Origin of the sequence: Proteus sp. G2675, from assembly GCF_963886535.1 — a bacterium.
GTDB lineage: Bacteria > Pseudomonadota > Gammaproteobacteria > Enterobacterales > Enterobacteriaceae > Proteus > Proteus mirabilis.
In genome coordinates this window covers 24,694-50,426 of record NZ_CAWPCB010000041.1, presented here as the reverse complement: position 1 = coordinate 50,426, position 25,733 = coordinate 24,694, and the positions used below count along the sequence as shown (strand labels likewise).

The 25,733-nt window shown below is 39.6% G+C and carries 19 protein-coding genes and 7 pseudogenes; 13 read left to right on the top strand and 13 right to left on the bottom strand.

Going from position 1 to position 25,733, the window contains the following annotated elements; translation table 11 throughout:
• The first annotated feature begins 5 nt into the window (after positions 1-5).
• The 10 genes and pseudogenes from AACQ49_RS15695 to AACQ49_RS15650 all read left to right on the top strand — a co-directional run.
• Positions 6-1,772 (top strand): ABC transporter ATP-binding protein, encoded by a 1,767-nt coding sequence (locus tag AACQ49_RS15695; RefSeq protein WP_001044024.1) that lies wholly within the window; start codon positions 6-8, stop codon positions 1,770-1,772.
• On the top strand, positions 1,765-3,492 hold the full coding sequence (locus tag AACQ49_RS15690) for an ABC transporter ATP-binding protein (protein WP_000588838.1): 1,728 nt from the start codon (positions 1,765-1,767) through the stop codon (positions 3,490-3,492). The genes AACQ49_RS15695 and AACQ49_RS15690 overlap by 8 nt, the downstream gene beginning before the upstream one ends.
• A gap of 12 nt (positions 3,493-3,504) precedes the next feature.
• The gene (locus AACQ49_RS15685) at positions 3,505-4,254 is read left to right on the top strand and encodes a 4'-phosphopantetheinyl transferase family protein (protein ID WP_000071884.1); all 750 of its coding nucleotides are present in this window, start codon (positions 3,505-3,507) and stop codon (positions 4,252-4,254) included.
• 169 nt (positions 4,255-4,423) lie between these two features.
• Complete coding sequence (locus AACQ49_RS15680; RefSeq protein ID WP_000482925.1) at positions 4,424-4,567, top strand: hypothetical protein; 144 nt, start codon at positions 4,424-4,426, stop codon at positions 4,565-4,567.
• Positions 4,568-5,474: 907 nt separating this feature from the next.
• Positions 5,475-5,663 carry an AlpA family transcriptional regulator gene (locus AACQ49_RS15675; protein WP_000200567.1) on the top strand — a complete coding sequence of 63 codons (189 nt, stop codon included), beginning with the start codon at positions 5,475-5,477 and terminating at the stop codon, positions 5,661-5,663.
• 24 nt (positions 5,664-5,687) lie between these two features.
• A pseudogene (locus AACQ49_RS15670) lies at positions 5,688-5,801 on the top strand (DUF2857 domain-containing protein); the annotation flags it as partial.
• A gap of 20 nt (positions 5,802-5,821) precedes the next feature.
• Positions 5,822-6,762: pseudogene (locus tag AACQ49_RS15665) on the top strand (IS3 family transposase); the annotation flags it as partial.
• Positions 6,763-6,972: 210 nt separating this feature from the next.
• Positions 6,973-8,037 carry an IS110 family transposase gene (locus tag AACQ49_RS15660; protein WP_004239726.1) on the top strand — a complete coding sequence of 355 codons (1,065 nt, stop codon included), beginning with the start codon at positions 6,973-6,975 and terminating at the stop codon, positions 8,035-8,037.
• A gap of 12 nt (positions 8,038-8,049) precedes the next feature.
• Positions 8,050-8,265, top strand: a pseudogene (locus AACQ49_RS15655) (integrase core domain-containing protein); the annotation flags it as partial.
• Positions 8,266-8,277: 12 nt separating this feature from the next.
• Positions 8,278-8,433, top strand: a pseudogene (locus tag AACQ49_RS15650) (ClbS/DfsB family four-helix bundle protein); the annotation flags it as partial.
• Between the two features lie 352 nt (positions 8,434-8,785).
• Here AACQ49_RS15650 and AACQ49_RS15645 read toward each other — a convergent pair.
• The 3 genes and pseudogenes from AACQ49_RS15645 to AACQ49_RS15635 all read right to left on the bottom strand — a co-directional run bounded on the left by AACQ49_RS15645 (position 8,786) and on the right by AACQ49_RS15635 (position 14,617).
• Positions 8,786-9,708, bottom strand: a pseudogene (locus AACQ49_RS15645) (ArdC family protein).
• A 447-nt stretch (positions 9,709-10,155) separates the two neighbouring features.
• A complete protein-coding gene (locus tag AACQ49_RS15640; protein ID WP_161779152.1) occupies positions 10,156-12,525 on the bottom strand; it encodes a TonB-dependent receptor plug domain-containing protein in 2,370 nt (789 codons plus the stop codon).
• Between the two features lie 10 nt (positions 12,526-12,535).
• Complete coding sequence (locus tag AACQ49_RS15635) at positions 12,536-14,617, bottom strand: TonB-dependent receptor (RefSeq protein WP_001351060.1); 2,082 nt, start codon at positions 14,615-14,617, stop codon at positions 12,536-12,538.
• Positions 14,618-14,996: 379 nt separating this feature from the next.
• On the opposite strand from AACQ49_RS15635, the pseudogene AACQ49_RS15630 reads away from it, so the two are divergent.
• Positions 14,997-15,272: pseudogene (locus AACQ49_RS15630) on the top strand (DDE-type integrase/transposase/recombinase); the annotation flags it as partial.
• A gap of 664 nt (positions 15,273-15,936) precedes the next feature.
• On the opposite strand, the pseudogene AACQ49_RS15625 reads toward AACQ49_RS15630, so the two are convergent.
• From AACQ49_RS15625 to AACQ49_RS15610, 4 genes and pseudogenes are all read right to left on the bottom strand, one after another.
• Positions 15,937-16,140 (bottom strand): annotated as a pseudogene (locus tag AACQ49_RS15625) (DUF417 family protein); the annotation flags it as partial.
• On the bottom strand, positions 16,079-16,282 hold the full coding sequence (locus AACQ49_RS15620) for a FimD/PapC N-terminal domain-containing protein (protein ID WP_227814059.1): 204 nt from the start codon (positions 16,280-16,282) through the stop codon (positions 16,079-16,081). The pseudogene AACQ49_RS15625 and the gene AACQ49_RS15620, both read right to left, overlap by 62 nt.
• 98 nt (positions 16,283-16,380) lie before the next feature.
• On the bottom strand, positions 16,381-16,950 hold the full coding sequence (locus tag AACQ49_RS15615) for a fimbria/pilus periplasmic chaperone (protein ID WP_230629692.1): 570 nt from the start codon (positions 16,948-16,950) through the stop codon (positions 16,381-16,383).
• A gap of 228 nt (positions 16,951-17,178) precedes the next feature.
• Positions 17,179-17,589, bottom strand: a complete 411-nt coding sequence (locus tag AACQ49_RS15610) for a fimbrial protein (protein ID WP_046334506.1) — start codon at positions 17,587-17,589, stop codon at positions 17,179-17,181.
• 824 nt (positions 17,590-18,413) lie between these two features.
• On the opposite strand from AACQ49_RS15610, the gene speFL reads away from it, so the two are divergent.
• Positions 18,414-18,491, top strand: coding sequence for a leader peptide SpeFL (gene speFL, locus AACQ49_RS18470; RefSeq protein ID WP_223310125.1), 78 nt, complete (start codon positions 18,414-18,416; stop codon positions 18,489-18,491).
• A gap of 314 nt (positions 18,492-18,805) precedes the next feature.
• On the top strand, positions 18,806-19,117 hold the full coding sequence (locus AACQ49_RS15605; RefSeq protein WP_046335354.1) for an Orn/Lys/Arg decarboxylase N-terminal domain-containing protein: 312 nt from the start codon (positions 18,806-18,808) through the stop codon (positions 19,115-19,117).
• Between the two features lie 14 nt (positions 19,118-19,131).
• Here AACQ49_RS15605 and AACQ49_RS15600 read toward each other — a convergent pair whose 3' ends face one another.
• The 6 genes from AACQ49_RS15600 to AACQ49_RS15575 all read right to left on the bottom strand — a co-directional run bounded on the left by AACQ49_RS15600 (position 19,132) and on the right by AACQ49_RS15575 (position 25,589).
• Entirely contained in the window at positions 19,132-19,464 is a 333-nt protein-coding gene (locus tag AACQ49_RS15600) for a hypothetical protein (protein ID WP_161779151.1), read from the bottom strand.
• A gap of 445 nt (positions 19,465-19,909) precedes the next feature.
• Positions 19,910-20,869 carry an Rpn family recombination-promoting nuclease/putative transposase gene (locus tag AACQ49_RS15595; RefSeq protein ID WP_004245766.1) on the bottom strand — a complete coding sequence of 320 codons (960 nt, stop codon included), beginning with the start codon at positions 20,867-20,869 and terminating at the stop codon, positions 19,910-19,912.
• Positions 20,870-20,889: 20 nt separating this feature from the next.
• Positions 20,890-21,357 (bottom strand): STY4534 family ICE replication protein, encoded by a 468-nt coding sequence (locus tag AACQ49_RS15590; RefSeq protein WP_000202155.1) that lies wholly within the window; start codon positions 21,355-21,357, stop codon positions 20,890-20,892.
• 879 nt (positions 21,358-22,236) lie between these two features.
• A complete protein-coding gene (locus AACQ49_RS15585) occupies positions 22,237-24,291 on the bottom strand; it encodes a DNA topoisomerase III (protein ID WP_161779150.1) in 2,055 nt (684 codons plus the stop codon).
• A gap of 9 nt (positions 24,292-24,300) precedes the next feature.
• The gene (locus AACQ49_RS15580) at positions 24,301-24,837 is read right to left on the bottom strand and encodes a hypothetical protein (RefSeq protein WP_161779149.1); all 537 of its coding nucleotides are present in this window, start codon (positions 24,835-24,837) and stop codon (positions 24,301-24,303) included.
• A 47-nt stretch (positions 24,838-24,884) separates the two neighbouring features.
• Entirely contained in the window at positions 24,885-25,589 is a 705-nt protein-coding gene (locus AACQ49_RS15575; protein WP_000437242.1) for a PFL_4669 family integrating conjugative element protein, read from the bottom strand.
• Positions 25,590-25,733 lie beyond the last annotated feature (144 nt).

Here is a 25,733-nt window from a genome sequence, read left to right as displayed (position 1 = left end):
TATATATGAATAAAACAATAGATACTTTGCCACTTAACTTTCGTATTTTAATAAAATTAGCCCCACTCCCTCTGATTAGTGGCATTATTATGGCAATAATCTCAACAATGCTAAGTTTAGCACCATTATGGATCATCTATAAAATCAGCCAGATTTGTTTTTCAACATCACCTAATATTCAACAAATAAATAATCTAGTTTATATCACTGTGATTATTTTAATTTTACGTTGGGGATTAATGGCAATAAGTCATATTGCCGCACATCGGGGTGCTTTTTATATTCAGCATCAATTACAACTCGCAATAGCTAAAAAAATCAGTAAAGTACCATTATCATTTTTTGCTCAATATGGCAGTGGAAATCTGCGACGTATTATCAATGATGATATAAAAAGCTTAGAAGGTTTTTTCGCACATATGCTACCTGATCTCGTCTCAGCCATAGTGACTCCCTTTATCGCTATTATATTACTTTTTTATGTAAATTGGCCTCTTGCCTTATTATCTCTAACCCCATTACCCATTGCTTTTATGGCTCAACTTCTCATGTTGCGTCGAGCCAATAAACAAACCAATGAGTGGATGAATATTCAGAAAAAAATTGCTAATGAAATAGGAGAATATATTAAAGGAATACGAGAAATAAAAGCGTTTAACTTAACCTCCCATACTTTTGGTAAATTATCTCAATCTATCAATTCCTCTGTTAAATGGATAAAAAATAATGTCAAAGCTAGTACAGGCTCTTGGATGGTATTTAGTGGGATATTAACAGCGAATCTCGTTATTATAGCACCAGTAGGTGGGTGGATGTATTTAAATCAAAATATTGATTTATCTACTTATATTTTATTTTTAATGACATCCCCCCTCGTACTTGCGCCGTTATTACGACTAACATTTGTGCTAGGAGAACAAGCTCAACGAAAACAAACCTTAAAACATATCAGTATGATCCTTGAACTTTCAGAGCATAAACAACATGATAAACATTTTACTCTCCCTAAAAATAGCGATATTACTTTTAAAGATGTCTGTTTGGATCATGGTGATAAACCGATATTAGAGAAAATTAGTTTTAATGCCCAAGCGGGTACAACAACTGCAATTGTAGGCCACAGTGGTGCAGGAAAATCCTCATTATTAAAACTAATTCCCCGTTTTTATGATTGTACTTCTGGCCAAATAAAAATAGGTCAATATGATATCAACTACTGGCCAGAAATTGATTTACTTTCTCAAATAAGTGTTGTTTTTCAAGATGTATATCTATTTCATGGAACTATTTTAGAAAATTTACTCATAGCAAATCCTAATGCCTTATTTGAGGATATTATCAAAGCAACTAAAGCAGCCAATATTCATCATGTTATTGAAAAACTCCCAGCAGGGTATAATACATTAATTGGTGAACAAGGAAATAAACTTTCAGGTGGAGAGAAACAGCGATTATCAATTGCAAGAGCACTATTAAAAAACTCTCCAATCCTACTTCTCGATGAAATTACTGCCAATGTTGATGCTGAAAATGAAATTTTGATCTATCGCGCATTAAAGAGTCTATGCCAGAATCGGACTGTTATTATGATCACTCATAACCTACATACTATTATTAACGCAGATAAAATTATTGTGCTTGATAATGGAAAGATTATTGATACAGGTACACACACCCATTTATTAAACCAATGCCCAACCTATCAAAAATTATGGAATGATTATAGTCACACTATTCATTGGCAATTAATCCAGGAGAATAATAATGATTAAAGAATTAATTAAATCAGGTTATTTGCTTTCTAATAAAAAAGATAAAGATTTAATGGTGGGTCTATGCCTTGCCGTAGTTGAAGGTCTTTTTGCTACTATTCCGTATATTCTACTCTATTTTTTATTAATTGATCTTTTTGCCAATAAAATCACACTAGCTCAGTTATTTTATTACTTTTTATCAATACTCTTATCTATTGTTCTGCGTATTGTCATTGGTACTTATAGTATGCCAATGATTTTTATTGGTGCTTATAAAATGATGGGACAAGCCCGTCTAAGAATAGCCGATCATTTACGAAAAATCCCGATTGGCTGGTTTTCTTCTCAACGCAGTGGTGATCTTGCATCACGGCTTACTGCTGATTTAGAGATCATTGAAAATATCTGGTCACATTTCTTAGGAATGTTTATCAGTACTTTAGCGATGCCTGTTTTTCTCTCACTATTCTTAGTATGGGTAGATTGGCAACTCACTTTAATTATATTATTTTCTATTCCAATCGCTCTGTTCGCATTATCCATAAGCCATAAAATAATGTTAAAAGCTGCACAACAGGCAGCTGATGCTAATGCCAATGTACAATCCGAATTACTCGATTATATCCAAGGAATTATGGTTATTCGTAGTTTTGGGCGACTTGGTCCTGCATGGAAAAAACTAAAAGCAGCCTTAGAAACACAAAATAAAACCCAAATAGTTCTAGATTCCAAGCCTGCCCCTTGGATTGCACTTTATGGTTTTATTCTTGAATCAGGTTTTATTTTATTAATGATAATAGGAACAAGCCGTTTAATTAGTGGCTCACTTTCTCCTTCTCAATTCGTTTTTTTCCTTGTATTAGCACTCCCCATTTATCGACAATTCTTTGATTTAGGATTATCCAGTATGTTGTTAAATTATGCACAAAAATCATTACAACGCATAGAAGAAGTAATGAAAGTGGTTCCACTTTCTGAGCCTAAATATACTCAATTACCAATAAGAACAGATATCTATTTTAACAATGTAAGCTTTATTTATCCTTATAATAGTCAATTAACATTAGATAATATATCTTGCTGTTTTCCTGAAAAAAGCTTTACTGCTATTGTTGGCCCTAGTGGCTCAGGGAAAAGCACTTTACTACAGCTTATTTCTCGTCTATGGGATGTTAACCAAGGTGAAATATTGCTAGATGATATTAATATTAACCAAATAAATTCCGATAAACTCTGTTCATATGTATCTTCTGTTTATCAAGATGTCGTTTTATTTTCAGGAACAATTAAAGATAATATTTTAATGGGAAAAACAGATGCTCACGATGATGAAATAATAACTGCAGCTAAATTAGCTAATGCACATGAGTTTATTATACAAAAACCACAAAATTATGATACTCCTATTGGTTACGGTGGTATGTTACTCTCAGGTGGAGAACGTCAACGTCTTTCTCTTGCTAGAACTTTATTAAAAAATGCACCAATTTTACTGATCGACGAAGCAACATCGAGTATCGATTGTTCATCAGAAGTATTAATTCAACAAGCTTTATCATTGTTATCAAAAGATAAGACAATCATTATGATTGCTCATCGATTAAATAGCATTAAAAATGCCGATAACATTATCGTAATGGAAAATGGAAAAATAGCAGAACAAGGAAAACATGCTGAGTTACTTGCAAAAAATGGCTTATATGCACATTTATGGTTACAACAGAAAGCGTTATGCTAATAGCCAAATGCAATGAGTAATAGCAACTTGTTTATAGATAATGAGGTGCATATCTGGATTGGTAATCTACAAACGATACCATGTTTAAGTAAAGCTAAATCCAGAATGCACATCTTAAATAACGATGAAATTTCATCGTTATTCGACTACCCTTTTATAAAACAACGAAATATTTTTTTGCTATCAAGAGTCATGTTACGCGATATTTTATCATTTTATTTAAAAATTTCACCAGAAGATGTAAGATTTTCAAAAAATGAGTACGGGAAACCATTTATTTTAAACGAATCAAAGGAAAGCATTTACTTCAATTTATCACATTCAAATAATTGTGTTGCTCTCGCTATTTCAAATACATCATCCGTTGGTATTGATATTGAATATTTCAACCGTGATATAGAAATAAATAGCATTATAGATTATTATTTCTCAAAAAAAGAAAAAAAATACCTATCTTATTTTGACGAGACTCAAAAAAAACATAATTTCTATAAGATGTGGACATTAAAAGAAGCCTATATTAAATCAAGAGGCATTGGATTATCAGAAGAAATCATTAAGAATTTAGATTTTTATATAAAGAGAGATCAATTTGATAAATTATATTTTATAGAACAGCATTACTCTGCTCATCTTTCATATATTACCAAATCAATATTAGATAGCTATAAAATATCCATAATCACATATCACCATCCATTTAACTATAAATTCTTAACATGGGGTGATATAAAAAGCAACCTGCCACATCATTTATTATAGTTATACGACCACAATGAAATTATATATTAACAGTTAGTTTTAAGTATTATTTGACTGACTATAGGTCATATAAAAGATATGACAATTCAATTCATATATTCACACCAAAACACGAATAAATTATAAAAAACCATCAATATATTAGCACTCATATAAATAAGGAAAAATTATGTTTAACAATAAAACAAAAAATACTATTATTAAAAATAAATCCGATTGGTTAACCATACCTGAAGCTGTATACCTAGCCAACCAGAAAAAAACAGAGAAACAATTAACCGACAGCGACGTTTATCGCCATGCGCTATCTTGAAACATTTATTTATCTATATACTTTCAATCTACAATTATATTAAGGAAAGTCACAAAAATTAAGAATAAAATTAAATTGAAAAAAATAGGAAACTCTCTCACAGATCGTTTATGCTATCTTGATACACATTGTTTCATTAAACATATAAATTATACCACACTCACTCAAGATAAATATATTCATTCTAAAAAATGGGTCATTGATACCACTCTGATCGGGTATGAATTCGTAACAATTCAACACTTACTGGCGCACTCAATCAATATATCACCACCAATCACAGGCAATCAATGTATTAATTATGGCATTTCAGTTTTATTATCAAGAACTCTATTTCAAGCGTTTGAGAAAATAACATGAAAAGAACGAATTAGCCAACAACTAATGTAATTACCTGAAGAACTAAAATCTGAGATTTATAACAACATTAATCGAATGAAACTCATAAATCCAGTGACAAAGAATATTTCCCTATTTATAAATTACCACAAGATTCCTGTTTTGTAATTCGCCTGACTGAACTACAAAAGCTGATGAATGCCTATGTAAATATTAAACACACTCCAACATCGACACGCATATCCAGCCCTTTATCTCGTCTTTTCTGGCTTTCATGTAAACATAATGAAGTCATCAGTCCATTACTAGGAAAACCTTACAAGCTTTTATCCATTTTCGAACAATGGGCATCTACCGAAGGTATTACTGACAAATTCAGCGGCGATACACTGAAAACAGCACTTGAACGCGGTTCTCCCACTTCAGTGCCTTATTGATTTAACTCACCATTATACTGAAATACGTATTAAGAACTCAAAAACTCTTAATACGGGCTTACGTGCTTTCTTCTTCACCTTCGCTTATGCTTTTTTATCTTCTCCAACCCCACTCTACACTGGAGAAAATCATGACATCACATCAGTTATTACGCCTGAAACAGGTCGAAGAAAAAACCGGTCTGAAACGCTCGCAAATCTATCTGTATATGAAAGGGGGCTCTTTTCCTCGTTCAATAATAAAGGTTGGCCCTGCCAGCGTAGCCTGGCTCGAATCTGAAATTGATGAATGGATCAACCTCAAATTAGCCAACCGCTGAAGTGTTTAAGGAAGGTCCGAAATCATGATTCCGTCTCTGAATTACGCCGTATTAACAGATGCCCTGCGTGCGCTGAAAGAAGACAATATTCACCATCGTGAATCTCTGGGACTCACCTTCGACGAAATGAATACCCTCAGGACAACACTGGTGCTTTAATGAAAAAACGAAATTTCAGTGCAGAATTCAGACGTGAATCCGCTCAGTTAGTGGTGGATCAACACTATACGGTTGCAGATGCCGCAAATGCCATGGATGTCGGACTTTCCACTATGACCCGGTGGGTAAATGAACGTGCCGGCAAAACACCTAAAGCCTCCCCTATCACGCCGGAGCAAATTGAGATACGTGAGCTGAAGAAAAAACTTCAACGTATTGAAATGGAAAATGAAATATTAAAAAAGGCTACTGCGCTCTTGATGTCAGATTCCCTGAACAACTCTCGATAATCGGGAAACTCAGAGCGCATTATCCTGTGGCCACGCTTTGCCACGTGTTTGGGGTTCACCGCAGCAGCTATAAATACCGGAAAAACCGTCCTGACAAGCCGGATAGCAGGCTAGCTGTATTACGCAGTCAGGTTCAGGAACTACACGGCCTCAGTCATGGCTCCGAGGATGCAAGAAGTATCGCCACAATGGCCACACACAGGGGCTTCCGGATGGAACGATGGCTTGCCGGCCATCTTATGAGGAAGCTGGGGCTGGTGAGTTGTCAGCAGCCTGTTCACCGATATAGACGTGGGGGACACGAACATATTGCTATCCCGAATCACCTCGGACGTCAGTTTGCAGTGACAGTGCCTGACCAGGTATGGTGCGGCGATGTGACGTATATCTGGACAGGTAAACGCCGGACTTACCTTGCTGTGGTACTCGATCTATTTGCGCGGAAACCCGTGGGGTGGGCAATGTCGTTCTCTCCGGACAGCAGGCTGACCACCAAAGCACTGAAAATGGCATGGGAAAGACGCGGTAAGCCATCCGGGGTTATGTTCCACAGTGATTAGGGTAGTCACTATACAAGCAGGTAGTCCAGGCAGTTACTGTGGCGATACCGGATCAGGCAAAGTATGAGCAGGCGCGGAAACTGCTGGGATACTCATTCTAATATACTTTCAAATACCGGATCGGACTGACCCGTGCTGGGATTGGCTCAAATGCCTTTGTGTTGACCTGTCGTCCGATTCTGGTATTTCCCGGGCATAACCGGGCCCAGAGTTTGTGACCTGATAGGAGCTTTGTGCTGCATCCCGAGTGTCCTGTCCTGCGATGGGGATGATTGTGCTACCAATATCTGGAGGCAAACCATGCAAAACGACCGCCAATCTTCTGAAACCGTGATTCTGGGTGTCGATACCCATCTTGATATTCATGTCGGCGCTGTTATCAGTCAGGCAGGTAAACTGCTTGGAACTCACATTATTCAAACAAATCAAGCGGGCTATCTGGAACTACTTGATTGGGCACGTTCTTTCGGTAGCCTCGAACGAGCAGGCATCGAAGGAACAGGAACATATGGTGCCGCATTAACACGCTATCTCATCAAGAATAGCATTTATGTTGTTGAAGTTAACCGGCCAGATCGCTCAAAACGCCGCCTTGAAGGGAAGTCAGATCCACTAGATGCAGAAAATGCAGCCCGGACAGTGCTTTCAGGGAGCAGCAAGGCCATACCAAAAATGCAGTCAGGTGCATGTGAGGCTCTCCGGATTATTAGTGTTGCCCGACGTAGTGCAGTAAAAGCCTGTACGCAGGCGATTAATCAGCTTCGTGCACTGCTGGTTAGTGCCCCGCAAGATGTTCGCGACAAACTCTGGAAATCGAAACCACACGAATGCGTAACCGCCTGCATTAACAGCGAAGTGTCAGAGCACTCACCGTTACGTATAGCCTTGTGCAGTACGCTTCGAAGCCTTGCGAAACGATGGATGGCCCTGACTGAAGAGTTGAATGAACTAGACGAATCACTAGATAAACTGACCCGCAAGTATGCCAGTAACCTTCGTAGCCAGTTTGGCGTTGGGCCACAGACGGCTGCAACACTGCTGGCAGTTGCGGGTGATAACCCCGAACGTTTAAAAAATGAAGCGGCCCTGGCATCGCTCTGTGGCGTAAATCCACTGCCAGCATCATCAGGGAAAACAGTAAGGCACAGATTAAACCGTGGTGGCTCACGTGAAGCAAACAATGCCCTGTGGACAATAGCCCTTGTACGTATGCGTAGCGATCCGCGCACGAGAATCTATGTCGACAGACGAACTGGTGAAGGGCTATCGACTAAAGAGATCCTGAGATGCCTAAAACGCTACATCGTCCGTGAGCTCTATCCATTGATTTTATCGGACCTCGCATATGCCAATCGCCGCTCTTGACATAGGAGCGTCAACAGTCCGATGGAGCGCTTTTTCAGGAGTCTGAAAAACGAGTGGATGCCGGTGACAGGCTACACCAGCTTCAGTGAAGCTGCTCAAGCGATAACGGGTTATATCGTCGGGTATTACAGCGAACTCAGGCCGCACGAATATAACGGTGGATTACCACCAAATGAATCGGAAAACCGATACCGAAAAAACTCTAAAACCGTGGCCAGTTTTAGTTGACCACTACAAAAGCTTATTGATGAACGAACTGATGATGTTTTGTATGGTGAACCATGATACAAAAAATGGACGATGGGCCGAATGATCTCATTTAATACATCTTCGCCTTATACCAACGCGAATGGAAGATTAAAAAAGTGGGCAAAAAATAATAACAATTTAAAGTAAGCATCAGCGTCAAATTAATGGCCGAAAAATCGCTCTATGCCCACATCCTTAATCTGACCACGCCGTGGCAGGTTAAATCCCTTGCTCTCAATAAAAATGCAGATTCTGTAACCGGAACAAAGAATTCTTCAAGGTGGCGATAATATTCCATTATGGAAAGCTAAATATGGCTTTCTGAGCCTTATTACCATGACTAAGGAATACCCTATTATCAACAGTATAAAAATGTAGTTTGCAGGATGAGCGGGCTCTTTACCGTCCGCATTCGCAGGGAAATTAAAATCTATGTCACTCTGCCAGATCCAAAAATAAGGTTAAGGCCGCATTCCTTTGCGGCGTCTTATTCCTCTGTTCAGACCTTATCCATCATATAACGATGCGCTTTCGATGCTGCCTGGCGGCTTTAAAAATATAGCGCTTATCGTTTTTCAGTGCTTTCAGCCAAGAAGCAATATAACTTTCGTGCTGAACCTATCCGACAATCCCCAGATCCGCCATCAGGAACACGCTTCCCAGCTCGGCGATCAACTCTTCAAATGCATAATTTTCACTGCTAAATCTTCCTTTCATTTCGCGGTTCAGGCGACTTTTGCCATCGCTCCAGTGAACAATCTCATGCAGATCCGTGGCATAAAAGCTAGCGGCATCGGAAAAAAAACGACGTTCAGGTAACAAAACCTCATCTGTTGATGGCATGAAAAAGGCGTTTTGTCCTTTCTCAATGATGTTAGCACCGCTGTTACAGAACAGATTTTCAGCCTGTGGCAACGCGTCAAACGTCGCTTGTGGGGCAACGGTATCTGCCGTCAGTGAGAGGCCATCAATTTGTTCGACATTAAACACGACAAAGGTTTTCAGCATCGGGATATGGTCAATTTCTCCGGTGTCGTTTTCCTTCTCCAGGATGGTATAAAAAATGGCGGTTATGCCGTGCTAGTCCTTACGAACTTGCGCACCTTCTGCCCTAGCCTGTTTGTATGTCATCCAGCAGGAATCACTGAATCCCCATTCTGATTCACTGCACCCGCTGTAGGCTGTGCCAGTAGCGTAGTTGGAAGGCATGCCGGACATACCCGGTACGCGCTGCCACGGACACACTCAGGGTTTAACGCCTACTTCCAGTGTGGTAATGATGAGGTCGGTAACGATCTGATAAATATCGGTTCTGGTTTTGGAAAATTTCGTTTTTGAGGAGCCTGACGGGTCCAGCGGGGATACGCTGGTCGCCGTTGCGGTGTTAGAGGCACTTGTCTGAGTATGCAAGGAAGTGATCATAGTTTTTTCTCCATCAGTAATGTGATTTTCATCTTCGTATCGCCTGACAGTTCGCTTTCTCGGCATCGTTCTGGCCCACAAGGGTGCAGCATGCGTGCACTTCACCCTTACGGGACCGGTTGTGCCGTGAAATGATTAACCGGAAGCTGATACGGGAACAAAAAGCACACAGGAGGAAAAATCGGTCCCTGCATAGCCGAACTTAGCGCCCTTTACTCCGTATTGGTGAAAAGTAGATTTGTGGTAATGAATTGGGGATTGGTACTGATAGAAACATCTTGTTGGCACCGAGATCTCAAAAAATGTCTAGAATTAAAACAGGTGTGCTTACCTTAATGTGATAGAGCCCTAAAACATGCATCTTCAAGTTAATTGTGCATGATTATAAAAAAAAGAGGCACCCATAGAGTACCTCACTTACTTTATATCTTATTAAATCAGAATATATTAAAAATCAATTTTGACATTTATCCCATAATTTCGACCCGGTAATGGGACTAAGTATTTCAATTGAGAAGATGCAGGTCTTGCTTCAGTATCGGTGAGATTATTAATAATAAAATCAACCGAAACATCTACCTTATCAAGGTGGTATTTTTTGCCAATCCCCGCATCAACTAACGTATAGGAAGGAAAGGCCATATCTCCACCATACATTAACCCACCGCTTTCTTTTTGTTTTTTATAGTAAGTTGCACTACTAAATGCAGTTAATTCATCATGTTGGTAATAAATACTGATACCATGCTTTTCATTAGGTAAATTTGGCAAATAGTGACCTGCAATAAACAGTTTTCTTTTGCTTTTATTTTCGACAAAATCACCAAATAGTGTAAATGTTAGATTGTGATCATGAGGCATTTCATATAAATATTTAAATTCATATTCTAATCCTTTTGTTTCAAGATCGGTGTCATCCCATTCCATAACAGGACCAGCACCACGACTGATACCCGTTAATCGTCTAAATTTAAAACCACTGTAGTCTGTTTTATACAAATTAAGTTTATTAGAGAAATTGCCAATCTCAATAACAGATGATAATTCAATACTTTTGCTTTTTTCGGTATTAAATTCACTGTTTCCTTGTTCTTCAATTAAATAAGCATAATGAGGGCCATGTGTATAAAGTTCATTAATTTCTGGTGCTCGATAAGAAATATTTTGTTGTAGTTTTAATGTCCATTCATCAATTGGTGTAAAAGATAGAGCGAGTGTATTTGCACTTGTATCAAAATGACGGTTTTGTAAATTAGAACCTTGCCCTCTACCACGATTATAATTCGCTGGAATATTGAGATTATGTTGAGTGTAACCTTTACGATATCCAGCAGTGAGCTCAAAAGGAGATAAATTTAGCGATTCAACCCAATATATTCCGTACTCTTTGGTTAATACACTGGGTAAATAAGCATCATAACCAGACGTTTTCAGATCACGATAATTACCGTTGATCCCAAACGCACCATTAAGTCGATTAAATAGCGGAGTATGTGCAGTTTCTAAAGCTAACTGATGGCTTTTTGTATTAAATACCGATGAAGCAATTTGGCCGACTAACTCTTCATCTTTAGATTCAGAATAAGAGTAATAAAAAGCACTGTCTCTTAAAAATGGTGCTAAATGATCATGTTTTCCTTGTATATCTATTCTTCGATTACTATTTGAAACCGAAACAGGTTTATACCTTTCTCGAGTTGTTTTAGTTGTGAGATAAGCATAGCCTGGCACTCCATACGATGTTTGAAAATCAGTGACAGAAAAACCTAAGTAACCGTCATCTCCGATATAAGAGAGTGATGCGTTACCACTTTGGCTTTTTAAAAAGCTATTGGGAATTTCGTTATTATTATTTTCAACATAATGCTTTGGAGGTGTGACATGTTCAATAGATGTGGGGCTACCAGGTTTATATCGTAAGTTAGGTTCATTATCTACATAACCAATACCTGAAAAATAGTCCTTATCTTTAAAGGTATATTTATCATCCTCGCTTAACTCATATTCAACCTGATATTTTTTCCAAAACTCACTAATGTAAGGATACGCTTCAGGGTTACGGCTAGTAAACACTTTCATATCCACTTGGCATTGATCACGTAATGCAAAGTGGTCTTTTAGCTGTTGATAGCTATAGCAAGCACCAACTTTAGAGCGTGTTGGAATTTTATATTTTGAGACTCGTTTAGTAGCACCGGAAAGATTAAAAATCCAGTTTTCTTTATTACTGAATTTAATATTTACTGATCCACCGTTACCATTATTAGAGCTACCATTAAATGTCACGGCACCTGAAATTGCTTTTTCAGGAAACTGTGTCATTATTCGATCATCCCACAAATGAATTGCACCACCACTGCTGCTACCACCATAAAGTAGTGCTTCGGAGCTTTTACTAATTGATATTTCGTTAATTCTATTCATATCAACAGGAATAGGCATATTCCCACTAATAAATGAAACATCATTAATCGGAAGATTATTAACTAAAATCCCGACTCTATTGCCAGAGAGACTTCGAATAACAGGCCTTGCCGCATTTGGGCCAAAACCTTCCGCTTGTACACCAGCAACTTTTGAAACGGTATTACCAATCGTATTTGTTTTTATTTGTTCAAGTTGTTTTCCTTTTATCTCTTCTCGATTATTGAGTAATAAAGAGGAGAATGTCTCTTTGTTTTTTATTGATGTTGCTTTAACAGTAATAACATCGTTTGATGTTTCTTTTTCTTGGCTTTTATCTTGATTATTCTCTTTTCCATATAAAGGAGACGACAAAAGTATAAGTAAAATAATAGAGAGTTTACTTTTTTTCATGATATTCATATTAGAATGTAAGAGTAGCGCCTAAGATAATATTACGACCAGGTAAATACATTTCATCTTTAATATAAGAGGTGCTGTCTTTCCCTTTTACATCAAAGATATTATTAATCTTGGCGTATAAGGTATAATCTGTGTTATCTAAATAACCAATATATTCACTACCTAAACTAACTGTGTTATAAGCCTCTGTGGATGTTTCATAGTCTGCTGTTTTATTCTGTTTTCCAAAATGATCAATGCGAATTTGTCCAATTACGTTTTCTGTAAAACTATGTTTAATATAAGTACTTAAACGATAAGCCGGTATTCTTGGTATATTTCCCTTATTGTGTAGTAAATTTGCTCTAACATAATCACCAGAAATACCAATTAAGCTATCTTGGTTATAGTAATAATCAATATTTCCTTCTATACCTTTAAACTGTGCATCATTTTGAACATATTGTAATGAACGATAGCCATTATTTAATTCAGTCCCCGTAAATTGACCGTAAATATAATTATTAATACGGTTATAATAGGCACTCATATTGAATTGAATATCACCTGTTACTTTAGTTATTCCAATATCAATATTATTTGCAGCCTCTGCGGTTAAATTAGGATCGCCTTTTTCAATAGTTCGACTTGCAGCATGAACACCATTCGCGTAAAGCTCTTCTGCAACAGGTAATCTTTTCGTGTGTGAAAGTGATAAATTTAAAAAATAGTCTTGTGTAAAATTCCATGCTAATCCAGCAGAAATAGAAGATGCACTCTGCTTATTATTTTTTTGAGTTTCTCTATTTAACAGTGATTGCCACTCTTGGCGAAATCCTAATTCATAGCGAAAATCACCTAATTGGTATTCTTCTAATAAAAAGAGTGAGTGATTTTTTGTTTTTGTTGACGGTACATAAGCTTCTTCTCCTTGAGCACTAAAATCACGCTGGTTAAATTGCCCGCCAATAACACCATGCCAACCCCAAATAGGTTGATGTGTAAATGTCAGTCTTAATTCATCGCCTTTGTTTTTAAATGAGGTACTGACTTCATTTCCTTCTTTTTCATCATGATGATAATCGGTTCTGACCGCACTGAAACGTATTGATTCAATACCAGTAAATGGATTGTTTTTTTCACCACGAAGATCCCATCGTTTGCTATCCATAACAATATAAGGAATACCATGTTGATGTTGTTCATCAGGGTATTCATGATTGTGATTATGATGATGATGGCCGATTAAAGGAGGGCGAATTGGGGCGTGATGATGGTGATCATCTTCATGATCATGAAAATGCGTATGACCAGGCAGCCCATATCGACGATGTTGTTCACCATAACCAATCCCTATATAACCGTCATCAAAAAGCCAGGATACACCAATATTTGCCGATTGGTTATCTTGATAAGATCCTGCTAAACGGCTAGTTTCTCCTTGATGTAAAGGTTCTGGTTGTTTGTAATCACTTTGATAACGTTTAGTACCCTCAAGGCGAAGCGCCAAATTATTTTCTCCTAACGTTAATCCTACTGATCCTGTATTTCCTTTAGAAACAGAATCGTATTGATAATGCAATTCACCCTCATAGCCTTTTTCAGGCACTGACATAGGAATCTTGCTATCAATAACATTAATTGCACCGCCTATTGTGCCTCCTCCATAAAGTAATGTTGAAGGGCCTTTTAATACTTCAATGCGTTGACTTAAAAAGGGTTCACTGGTGATTGTATGATCTGCACCAATAGAGGATACGTCCATAAGATCACTACCACTGTGTAATACCTTGACTCGATTGCCTGACATTCCTCGAATAACTGGATGAACTGAGCCTCCACCAAAAAAGCTGGCATGAAAACCTGGTAAGGATGTTAAGGTTTCAGCAATCGAGGCACTACGATTAGCGCGTAGATCTTCTTGTGTCAGAACAGAAACGGGGATCGCCATTTTCTCTTGCGGAGTATGCAAAGGTGTTGAATAGACCTCTAATACCTCATTGTTCCGATTTTCAGTTGATTTTATTGCAGGGCTTGCATTTGCAAATAAGGAATAACTCATTGAAATAAAAAATGTTGTATAATTAAAAATAGATTTTTTCATACTATCCGCCACTTTTTGTTATGTTATAACATATCACATTGTATGTATATATAATTATCATTAGCAAGTGATTATTTAAAAAATAATAAAAATTTGGGGCTGTCCTAGATAAGGTTTAAGTTTTAACTATCTGTTTTAGAATACTTAATTGCTTCTTTGCAGCTTGGCGTATTAAACGGGTTATTGTTAAATCTGGTGTATGGCACCATCAGACAATGCTCCGATCTGATGCTTCATCCTCTGCATACTGGGGTTGACGGTGTAAGTATCCCGCATAATTAATTTGCCAACGAAGGAGATCGCTATGCGTAAAGCCTGTTTTACTGAGCATCAGATCATCGCCGTAATTAAGTCGGTTGAAACCGGGCGGACTGTTAAAGTTGATGACTTTAACCGTGAGACATTGTCGATTAAAATCATTCTGAATCTGCCAGATCTGCGAATGATCCGTGTACTCGACAGGATCGCGGCAAACTGCGGCTACCCGATCATGCTGCACATGAATAATGGTCCAGAATTTATCTCACTGATACTGGCTGAATGGGCAGAAAAACATGCAGTAAAACGGGATTTTATCCAGCCAGGTAAGCCGACGCAGGACACTTTCATTGAATACTTTAACCGGACATACCGTACATACGCGATTTTTATATATTCATGATCAGACGTGAGATAAATAACGAATTGGAGTGGGTTTAAACAGGTTATAACGAATAGGTTACTGTAATTAATTTTCAGTATATGTAAGAGAATTTCGAGTCCGTTTACCATGCTGTGTAAACGCCTTTTTCAAAAGTGACCATCCTGGCGGTCGCGGTCACCGAACTCGACAATAAAGCGACTCTATTACTATACGCCAGTTCCTCAGCGGCATTGTCCATTTTTGCGAGGCAATCCGTCAGACAGTGCGGGGTTAGGATTGAAGCCACAGAGCACCGTTATCACTGGATACAATGGTACGTTGGCTCAATCTCAGGCTACGTGGGTATTGTACTATGGACGCTTTTGTCAATCAGTAATGGATTATATAGCCAGACATATCGATCTGTACCTTGCTAAATGGGTTACCCGTAAATACAAGAGGGGACACGGTAGTCTGGTTCAAGCGTATGAATGATTAGACAGGATCCGGAATGTTAAACTCAGTTTGTTTGCACACTGGACTATTTGTACGCGATGTTACCAGTCAACTACAAGAGCCAGATGACGGGATACTGCCACGTCCGGCTCCGTGGGAGTGGAGGGGGAAAGTTCCCCTCCACGACGCGATAACCTCATATAATACTAGAAAATAAAAATCAGATAAATGATAGTGTTCACTACTTTTTAGTGATACACCTTGCAGAATGTACCATTGCAACAAATCCTGCTGCTATCATCATAGTATCTTTCAGAACTAACCTTCCCGCACCGGAAAGATAAGGAAACTCAGTATGAGCATCTGCTCCATGTACCCAGGTTTCAGGTGTAAACACCAAAAATGTTAATGTGACAAATGGCGTAAGAAACACTAAGGCAGTGCCCTTTCCATTTATTATTAAGATAAACATCAGCATAGTACTTTCCTGCTGGAGTTGGATTTCCTTGATTGAAACGATGAATATCTAACGTCGTCTTCCCTTGAGTATGCTGTAAAAAACTGGGATCAAATTCAGCATATTCCATAGCCACTGTGTCCATGGAAAAAACTCCCAGTGAAATAAATATGGCAGGCAGGAATGAATGATGTTCAGTTTAAGTGCAATATTTCATAAATATTATCCTTATTTCAGAGCTGACTCACTTAATTCATGCCCACCATAATCGTTAACAACTGTCCACTTCACTTTTCCATATCCCGACATATTTCCATGTATAGGAAGGCGTATTGAAGAATAAGGAGCAACCATATCTACTGGATTAATTGATTGTGAGTAGTTGCTCTGAATCAAAGTAATATGATTATAAGTAATAAAATAAGGACTTTGATTATCTGCACAAAGAAAGGCCTTTGCTCCTTGTTTTTCAATATGCCATATAACAGAATTATAGGCCTCACTGAGAGAACGTGTGAGTTTTTCTGGACGATAGAATAGCTTTATGCGACTATGGATCGGGAGTTGAAGATAATTTGAGTTTACATTTAAATTATTTTTATTTTCAAATTTAGGTTTAGCTGAAATATCCAGTACATTTAGCCAAAAAATTGATTCACGATCATTAGGCAGTGCTTCACCCGTATACATAATTCGTAATGTTTGCCCTGTGTGAGGTTCTATACGAAATATAAGCGGAGTAATAATAAAGGGAACATTGACTGAGTCTGGAGCAACACTGGCATCACCAGTATCAATCCAGGACTGAATTAAAGATGGAGTAGATTCATCATTATTAATTTTAATATTAATACCTTCCTAGTTTTCAGGATAAATAACTCAGGTACCCAACATTAGCATAACTTGACACAGAAAATAAGCCGGCCATCATGAAAAAGAAAAGTTTTTTCATGGAAACTCCGAACAAAGCAGTGCAGATGAGCTGCCTTGTAAATAATGATAATAAAAACGCACGATTATTATTTATTACTCATAGGCAATAGTGTAATTAACACTAGAAATGACATCCCCTACAATTGCTTTTCCTGTAGCATAATATTGGGCCATATAGCGTAGTGTCGCTTCATCGTCACTATTAATAGCTTCTGAATGGACATCCTGTCCGACAAAGTCTTTCCCTAATTGAATAGCAGTAGTACCATCGTTATTTAATAACTGAATTTGAACATTTTGTGCTCCGTCAGAGCTTGCATTTTTTAGTTTGTTCGTATTAAAGTCAGTATTAGCTCCGGGTTCAAAAAAAGCTTTCACATTACTAGATCCATTTTGTCCAATAGTGCATCCAGTAAGACTAATTGTACCGTCATATGCCATTGCTGAGTTAAAAATAGCAACAGACAGTACCGTACTTAAAGCAATATTATTTTTAAATTTCATTATTTGGTTACTAACATAAAAATCAATCTATAAACTTCATTGAGGGTATTTATATCCTTAATTTATATATTAAAACTATAAAAAACAGGTGCTACTCTATTAAAATTATTAAATATAAACGCCATTATTTAATAAAAAATTACTAACATTCACCAACATAAAAAATACGGAAGCTTTATTTGAAATTACAAACTTATTATTTATTAAAATGTAACCTCATGTAATTAAAATATAATTAATGGATATAATTTTCTTTCTAAAAATAAATTATGTTAATATGTTATTATTGATCGATAATGTATTTTTTTGATAGATTAAAACCATCAATATAAACATAACAATCGTTTTTAACGATCATTTTTAACAATTTATACTGATTGTAAAACTCATTTATATTGATATAGAAGGGAATAGGTAATGCAGAATATATTTCAAAGTATATTTTATTAATCTTAATGACTATATAAGCAAATTTAAAAAACTTTAAAATAATTATTTAGAAAATAAATATATATTAATGCAACCATTAATGATAATAATTTATAATCTTTAATTATAGGAAAGGCACCATAAATACATTGTATTAATATTTATAACATAGACTTGGCGACTATATTAATCACCTATTCTTTTGTTAAAAAGAAAACAACAAATAACAAAAAATAAATATATGAATTAAAGAAAAATCATTCTTTAAATGATATACCTTGATCTGCATCACAGTATAATTCGGATATTTAATTACATATAACTTATAGTTGTTATATATACCTTAACAATTAATGAATGCAAAAATAGAAAATAATAACCGATTTTGACCACATATAAAACTTATTACACATATAATGATGCTTTCACATTTCTCATGTTTTAGTTTTAATCTTTTCAGCGCTCAAAGATAATCTCTCTATTGGCTTCTATCACGTGGTTTGCATATTTTCATCAAATGGATAGTCAATCTCTTTATCATTATATATCACATTTAATGTGGTTATAACGAGCTCTTATTGAACATTCATATCCTTGGTTTTTATGCACAGTAATGTGCAGCTAAACAGCTTTTATTCCTAGTCATTTTGCTAAAAAAAAGATTACTAAAATTATAAAAGCCACCAACCTATAACATTATTTTATATCCGTGATGACATAAATATAAATAAATGAAATATTTTCACTTAATATTTCAGCAAGATTTTTTACCAAAAAGGAATTAAAAATGAAAAATTATAAAGTCGCAGTCAGCTATGATATGTCTGACTCTATTTCAACTCATCGTAAATATGTTAATATTCTACATACTGACTTCTCTTATATTGCCGCAATTATTATTTCACTTGATAATATTCAAGATGGAAGGCTCGATTTTATTGAACAAAATAGCTTTGGACAGCCTGTATTCGCTATTATTAATAAAGATGAAGTTATTCCGACTAATATTATTAATCGATTAACAGGTGTAATTGATTTAAATAAAAAGAATACAGACCGGATTCAGCCGGCTGTTCCCAGACTGACCGGTAATATCTGACCATAAAGCCGTTTCTAGGCTGCATCCACTTCCCGCTGAAACGCCAGCTCTTTTTCTGCCCAGGCAAATTCCTGCTGTACCCACTTTTCAGCCAGCCGACAGCGCTCCTCATCTGACCGGGCCTCAATGCCCAGTGTCGTCAGAGGATCCAGGCCGAGAGACTGAATACCGCGCCACCCTTTCATCAGCGCTTCAAAACGGGCATACTCCTCCGCACTCAGTCCCCATTCCTGCGCCTCATACTGCAATGACTGAGTCTGACTCTTAGCCGATTTCCTCGCCTCAATCTGCCAATCTGCCCCCCGGAAACAGACTGTGCGGCTGTCAGCGGCGCTGTCATCAGACACCCGCTCAGTAAAACCACAAATCTTATGTTTTTCATCACGGCATCTCTTTTATGGTAGGCGCAACGTCACCGTACGCCCCTGATAACGTCCGCCCACCGGCAGTAACTGTACCAGCCCCAGCTGATGGATAAAGGTCCGGAAGTACCGGCTGGGCATGACCGGTGTTGACCAGAATCGCGGTATCTATCAGCCACCGGTTCGGCAGGCCGGGAGGGTTTATCTGCACAGCCCCCCAACAGCAGTGAGGTCAGGGCAAGACATATCGGGAGAATTTTCATACGCATTTTCTGTCCTGTGTTAATAAAATAAAGTCACAGGCACACTGTGCGCAGAAAAGCAAGTGCTCTCAATGAGAAATTAGTTTTCCGAAAAAAAAAAAAAGAAAACGGCGGGCATAAAAAATGCCGGCAGTCATGCCGGCATTTGAGAGTAAAAACAGAAAAGATTAATGTTTTAATGACTCAATCTTTTCCCGGGTCAGTCCGGTACATTGCATAATAATGTTCAGATCAACCCCCTGTTGTAATAATGAGCGGGCGACTTTTTCAACACCCAGGCCAATACCTTTTTCGATACCTTTTTCGATACCTTTTTCGATACCTTTTTCGATACCTTTTTCGATACCTTTTTCGATACCTTTTTGCTCAAGTTGTTCTGCAATCGTTGTCAGCATCGTTTTATACTCCGGTGACAGTGCAATCAATTGGCTGAAAAAGCGGGATTCATCCAGAATATACCCCTGATAGGCAATATATTCTATCACACTCCTCACCTGGTCAACCGTATTGTGTTGCGAGTTAATTATCTGCGCGATTATCGGCAATACCGCCATTAAACCGTCGCGGGTCCGAATATGTTTCTGAACCAGCTCCAGCAGGGCAATACCCTTGTGTGTCAGGATTTCCTCATCACTGAGCACACTCAAATCCACTAACGGAAACGACCGGGTATACAGCTGCTGAGCCAGCGCCGGATCGGCGAACCCGTCCAGCCAGTTCATGCTGTACGGATAAGGACAAACACTGCCCTGATAAAACAGAAACGGCACCACCAACGGCAGGGTCTTATCCGCCGGCGATTTTTTCAGATGATGCGCTATCGCTGACATCGCATAATGCATCAGACGAAAACCCATTAACCGATCCGGTTTTGACTGGTGCTCGATCAGGCAGTAGATATACCCTTCCCCTTCCGTCATCTGCACGGAATACAGCACATCCGAATGCAGCTGACGTAAACGGCGCTCCACAAAACTGGCCGGCTCCAGGCGCAGTGTACTTAAATCGCACAAAGGCAGGATGTTGGCCGGCAAATGCACCGAGAAAAAATCCCGGGCATTCTCAGGATGCGTTAAAAACTGCTTGAATAACGCATCATGTACCGGTTGTTGTGTATTTTTAGTCACAGCAAACTCCTTATTAATGACTAAAAAGAATCAGCCACATACTCTCTGGATACCGGCTGTTCAGTCTCTGGTGGTGTTGACTGGTGTTTCTCGGCTTTATATACCACTTCTTTACCGATTTTAATCCAGTCAATATTCAGCAGCCTGGCTTTCAGGCTGACCCGCTGTTCTCCGGCATGCTCACCTTTTGTCAGGGTGAAAATATCGGAAGCCAGGTTACTTAATGTAAACCCGGTCAGGACTTTTTTGTCCTCATCCACCGCTTTGATACACCGTCTGACCAGTGAGACCGTATTCTCCCCGACAACGGTCGTATCAAAACGAACATACACAGGGTTATCAGCCGGTCCACTGAGTGCATTAATCACTGCGGTTAAAAACTGCCCTTTAGGGCCGTTAACCTGACGGATATTCGATAAATACCCAATCCCGTTCACATGCAGATTAAAGTATTTATTTTCAGATGTTGTATTATTTTTGCTGGTCATGATGTTTCTCCATCGGATAAAAAAGGTAAAAAAATGAGAAACATCGTCTCGGCAGGAACGTGTTTCCCACCGGGGTCAGTAACAGGAACGCTCCCGAACTGACGACTTGCGTTGTATAAGATGATCCTGATGATAACGCTATTCTGTTATCACCCTCCGTCAATTTCAAGGACGAACGGAGTTCTGTCATCGCCCGTAGGCTCCCGTCTCAGATGACCCGAGGATTGGCAGTGGCAATCACCCGTAGGCGTTCCTCTCAGATTGCCGGAACATTGGCATCGTTGTCACCCGTAGGCGCTTCTCTCAGACAACTGAAGCATTGGCAATGTTGCATTAAGCAACGGTATAAGCAGAATAAGGATTAATCTGCTTTTTTTATTTGTCAAGTAAAAAAGCAGTTCAGAAAAGGATAAACACAGAAGAATAAAATGGATAACAGAAACAAACTGAAAGTCTGGTTACAGCAACATCATCTGACACAAAAAGACCTGGCTCAACTCATTCAGCAGACAACAGGCAGGCCCTGTTCTGTCAGGGCGGTAAAATCCTGGTTATGCCCACCGGAAAAAAACAGCGCCCGGCCCTGCCCGGACTGGGTGATTCAGGTACTCAGTCACATGGATGAATAACTTTTTTGTCAAATAAAAAAGGCGTTACGGTTAATAACGCCTGACAGTGCCGCCCACTCTGTGATGTTAAAAAGAACCTCAGGAGTTCAACCAGCTCCGGCGCGGTTTTCATGAGGTTGATGCGCCTTAAAGTCTGTCCTGCTGACAGACAGACTTTCTCATTGTCGCCACCGCAGTTGTTCCGCTACGGCTTTGCCGCAATGACGGGGGGCTTTTCCCTAGCGTCAGCTATGCTAACGGTAATTATCACTCAGGTAAAGAGTCCTGTTATGCTCTTCTTCACGGCCTTCTTTCTTTTATTCATCCCCCGGGTAACCCCCTGCATTTTTTCCGGTAATGGTACACTCCCTTTACAATCCGGATAACGCTGACAACTCCAGAAACGGCCTTTACTGCTCTCCCGTAAGACCATCTTTCCATGACACGACGGGCAGGATGGCATCGGTGGCAGATCCAGCGCCAGCGGCATTTCCCCGCCTTTTTTAATGAGATGTGCCAACCAGCTGATTTGCTTTTGCATAAACACATCCAGAGACAGATTTCCCTGTGCAACCTGCTCGAGTGATTGTTCCCATAACGCCGTCATTCCCGGATCTGTACAGGCTGCCGGCAGGGCATCAATCAGCTGACAACCGGTGTCTGTCGCCCGGAGTGTTTTTTTCTGCCTGACAATCAATTTCCTGTTTTCCAGCGTGGTGATGATCCCTGCCCGGGTTGCCTCTGTCCCCAGCCCCGCATTCTCTTTCAGGACTTTTTTTAATGTCGGATCGGTAATAAAGGAGGACGCATTCTTCATGGCCGCAATCAATGTACCATCCGTATACGGTTTCGGTGGTGAGGTCGCCAGTTGTACAACCTTTGCCTCCTGTACCACACAGAATTCACCTTCGTGAAGGGACGGCAATGTTTCCGTTCCGGCTTCCAGCCCGGTTTCTGCCTCTTCTTTTACTGACGGATCGTCTTCATGTTTCACAAATAATACAGACCAGCCCTTCACCCTTTCGACTTTCCCTTTGGCAACAAATTGTTGTCCGCCTATATCTAAAAACACCTCTGTTGCATCCCATTCCTGATCCGGCAAAAACTGCGCCAGATAATGGGCACGGATAAGTTTATAGACATTCAGTTCAGCCTCATTCATGGCGTTCAAATCAGGTGTCTGCCGGGTCGGTATAATCGCATGGTGAGCCGTAATTTTTGCATCATTCCAGACCCGGGAAATTCGCGCCGGCTGCAATTGTGCCAGCACATTCTGTAAGGCCGGATCGCTTTGTGATAATGCATCTAAAACAACCGGTATGTCGGCACGCATGGACACCGGCAGATACCCGCAGTCCGTCCGGGGATACGTGGTGGCCTTATGTTTTTCATACAGACTTTGCGCGATTTCAAGCACTTTATCCGCAGAATACCCCCAACGCCTTGAGGCCGCCTGCTGAAGTGTCCCGAGATCAAACGGCAACGGCGGCAAGGCTTTTCCTTTCGTTTCATTCACTGTACACACCGTCGCTTTCCCTGCCTGCCGGCACAGTTGCTCTACGGCCTGAGCGGCCTGAACGTGAATACAACGATGTTCATCATCACAATACTGCGAGGCAGGTCGCCAGTGAGCCTGAAAAATGATCCCCTGATGCTGCAACGAGGCGGTCACCCGCCAGAAGGGTTTGGAAACAAAGTGCGTAATTTCTCTTTCCCGCCGGACAATCAGGGCCAGTGTCGGCGTCTGGACACGTCCGACCGACAATATCCCACCAAACCCCAGTTCCCGGGCTTTGAGGGTAAACAGACGCGTCATGTTCATACCGATAAGCCAGTCTGCTCTGGCCCGCCCTAATCCCGCTGAATATAAAGAGGCCGTTTTCTCGCCGGGTAACAGGTTATTTAATGCCTGCCTGATACTCGCCTCATCCAGTGCAGACAACCATAAACGTTGTACCTTTTTCCGGTAATGACAGGCCTCCAGTAATTCACGGGCAATCACTTCCCCTTCCCTGTCCGCATCCGTGGCAATCACCACTTCCGCCGCCTGACTGAGCAACTGTTTTATGGTCCGAAACAACGAAACCGCGTCTTTTTTAACCACCATTTTCCACTGTTCAGGAATAACGGGTAAGGCACTCTGCCGCCAGGGGGCCGCAAACTGTGCGCCATAAGCCTCCGGTTCAGCCTGCTCCAGCAGATGACCTCTTGCCCAGGCGACCTGAACGCCATTTCCCTGAAAAAAATTATCCCGCCGCTGATGAGCGCCGATCACCCGGGCAATATCTTTGGCCTGAGACGGCTTTTCGCACAGAAATAATTTCATTACCCTGTTCTACCTCCTTTTTCCGGCTGCAACGTCATTCGCGGTTTTAAATATTTCCTGAACAAACTCCGGAGTCAGGGTATCACTGTACGAAGCGCTGTAAGTGATATACATGTGTGTTCCCGAACCATTTTTTTCCAGTTCGATGACGATATGTGCCGGCGGGTTACGTTTTCCCATATCCGCCCCCATTTTATAATAACTTCCCGGCGTCACTTCCCATTCCCAGCCTCGGCTTTCTTCTGCAATAGCCGTGGCGGCCCATTGATCACTTTCTTTACCTGACTGACGCAGAGCACGGATTTTGGCATTCACATCCTCAAAACCATAATAACGGCGCAGACGGGCTGCGGCTGTATCAATATCAACAGGGATAACCACGTCATACTCCCGTTGTTCCCGTTTCTGCATACCACCATTCATGGTATGACTGACCTGATGCCCCAGTTCACTGATTTTCTGATTCCATTCTGCGATTTCCTGTGCAGAGCATCCGGTCAAAAGCCATAAAGAAAAGCATAAGGTAAGCAATCCGCTTTTTTTCATTGCAGCTCCTTATTATTAAATAATTAACCCAATATAAATAACATTCGTTATTTTTTTAAAGACGGTAAAAATGACGCACGTTTTCTTCCTGAAATGATATCCGGATCAATTTCACCTAAATAACGGGAAGCCTGTTGATAAGTTTCACTGTTTAAATCAAGGTTATGACGGGTGAGCTCATATTTCCGGTAGTTTACGGCCATCCCTGTCACATGACGAACCTGATAGCCCGCTAATTTAAGGACCTTGTCACGTTGCTGACGGGAAATAAAACCATAATGCTCTCCCTGCAATACACGCAAAGCAAGTTGATCAACCCCGACGAGTAACCAGACACATTTATAACCAACAGGAGATTTACTGAATATCGCCAGGTCAACAGGAGATGTTGATGAGATATCCGAAATAACCGCAACCGCAGGTAACTGAACTAATTGTTGTTCAACCTCTGAAAGTAATTTCTGAATAGTCCGAGTCCCTTGCTCCAGTGCCTGCTCAAGCTGATACAGCCACATTTCTGCATATAAGTATCCCTTCTTTGCATCATCAGTAATATGACCCGCCCGGGAAATAAACATCGGAAGACTGGGGATCATCCATTTACGCTTTTTTTCGTCACCGTCATTCTGAGAGTTGGGTACAACCCGCCCTTCCCATAGCCGGATTGCATAACTGGTATGGAGTTTCAGTGTTAATGTTGACTTTAAAGGGCCAGCCTGAAGTAACTGTTGAGAATGTTTATTTTGTTCCATAACAATACCCTTGCTTTGAGAAATTGACATACCGTACAAATGTCAACCCCCTATGCCAACGATAAATTCAAATTGAAAAAAAATAATTTATTATAAAAACGTAGCGTTACTCGTCATCCTACTGAAATGCAGGTTAACCTTTGA

Excerpts from the sequence above, each read along its gene's own strand:
- AACQ49_RS15695 (WP_001044024.1), top strand. The coding sequence starts at position 6 with ATGAATAAAACAATAGATACTTTGCCACTTAACTTTCGTATTTTAATA.
- AACQ49_RS15690 (WP_000588838.1), top strand. The coding sequence starts at position 1,765 with ATGATTAAAGAATTAATTAAATCAGGTTATTTGCTTTCTAATAAAAAA.
- AACQ49_RS15685 (WP_000071884.1), top strand. The coding sequence starts at position 3,505 with ATGAGTAATAGCAACTTGTTTATAGATAATGAGGTGCATATCTGGATT.
- AACQ49_RS15680 (WP_000482925.1), top strand. The coding sequence starts at position 4,424 with ATGTTTAACAATAAAACAAAAAATACTATTATTAAAAATAAATCCGAT.
- AACQ49_RS15675 (WP_000200567.1), top strand. The coding sequence starts at position 5,475 with ATGACATCACATCAGTTATTACGCCTGAAACAGGTCGAAGAAAAAACC.
- AACQ49_RS15660 (WP_004239726.1), top strand. The coding sequence starts at position 6,973 with ATGCAAAACGACCGCCAATCTTCTGAAACCGTGATTCTGGGTGTCGAT.
- AACQ49_RS15640 (WP_161779152.1), bottom strand. The coding sequence starts at position 12,525 with ATGAAAAAAAGTAAACTCTCTATTATTTTACTTATACTTTTGTCGTCT.
- AACQ49_RS15635 (WP_001351060.1), bottom strand. The coding sequence starts at position 14,617 with ATGAAAAAATCTATTTTTAATTATACAACATTTTTTATTTCAATGAGT.
- AACQ49_RS15620 (WP_227814059.1), bottom strand. The coding sequence starts at position 16,282 with ATGGAATATGCTGAATTTGATCCCAGTTTTTTACAGCATACTCAAGGG.
- AACQ49_RS15610 (WP_046334506.1), bottom strand. The coding sequence starts at position 17,589 with ATGAAATTTAAAAATAATATTGCTTTAAGTACGGTACTGTCTGTTGCT.
- AACQ49_RS15605 (WP_046335354.1), top strand. The coding sequence starts at position 18,806 with ATGAAAAATTATAAAGTCGCAGTCAGCTATGATATGTCTGACTCTATT.
- AACQ49_RS15590 (WP_000202155.1), bottom strand. The coding sequence starts at position 21,357 with ATGACCAGCAAAAATAATACAACATCTGAAAATAAATACTTTAATCTG.
- AACQ49_RS15585 (WP_161779150.1), bottom strand. The coding sequence starts at position 24,291 with ATGAAATTATTTCTGTGCGAAAAGCCGTCTCAGGCCAAAGATATTGCC.
- AACQ49_RS15580 (WP_161779149.1), bottom strand. The coding sequence starts at position 24,837 with ATGAAAAAAAGCGGATTGCTTACCTTATGCTTTTCTTTATGGCTTTTG.
- AACQ49_RS15575 (WP_000437242.1), bottom strand. The coding sequence starts at position 25,589 with ATGGAACAAAATAAACATTCTCAACAGTTACTTCAGGCTGGCCCTTTA.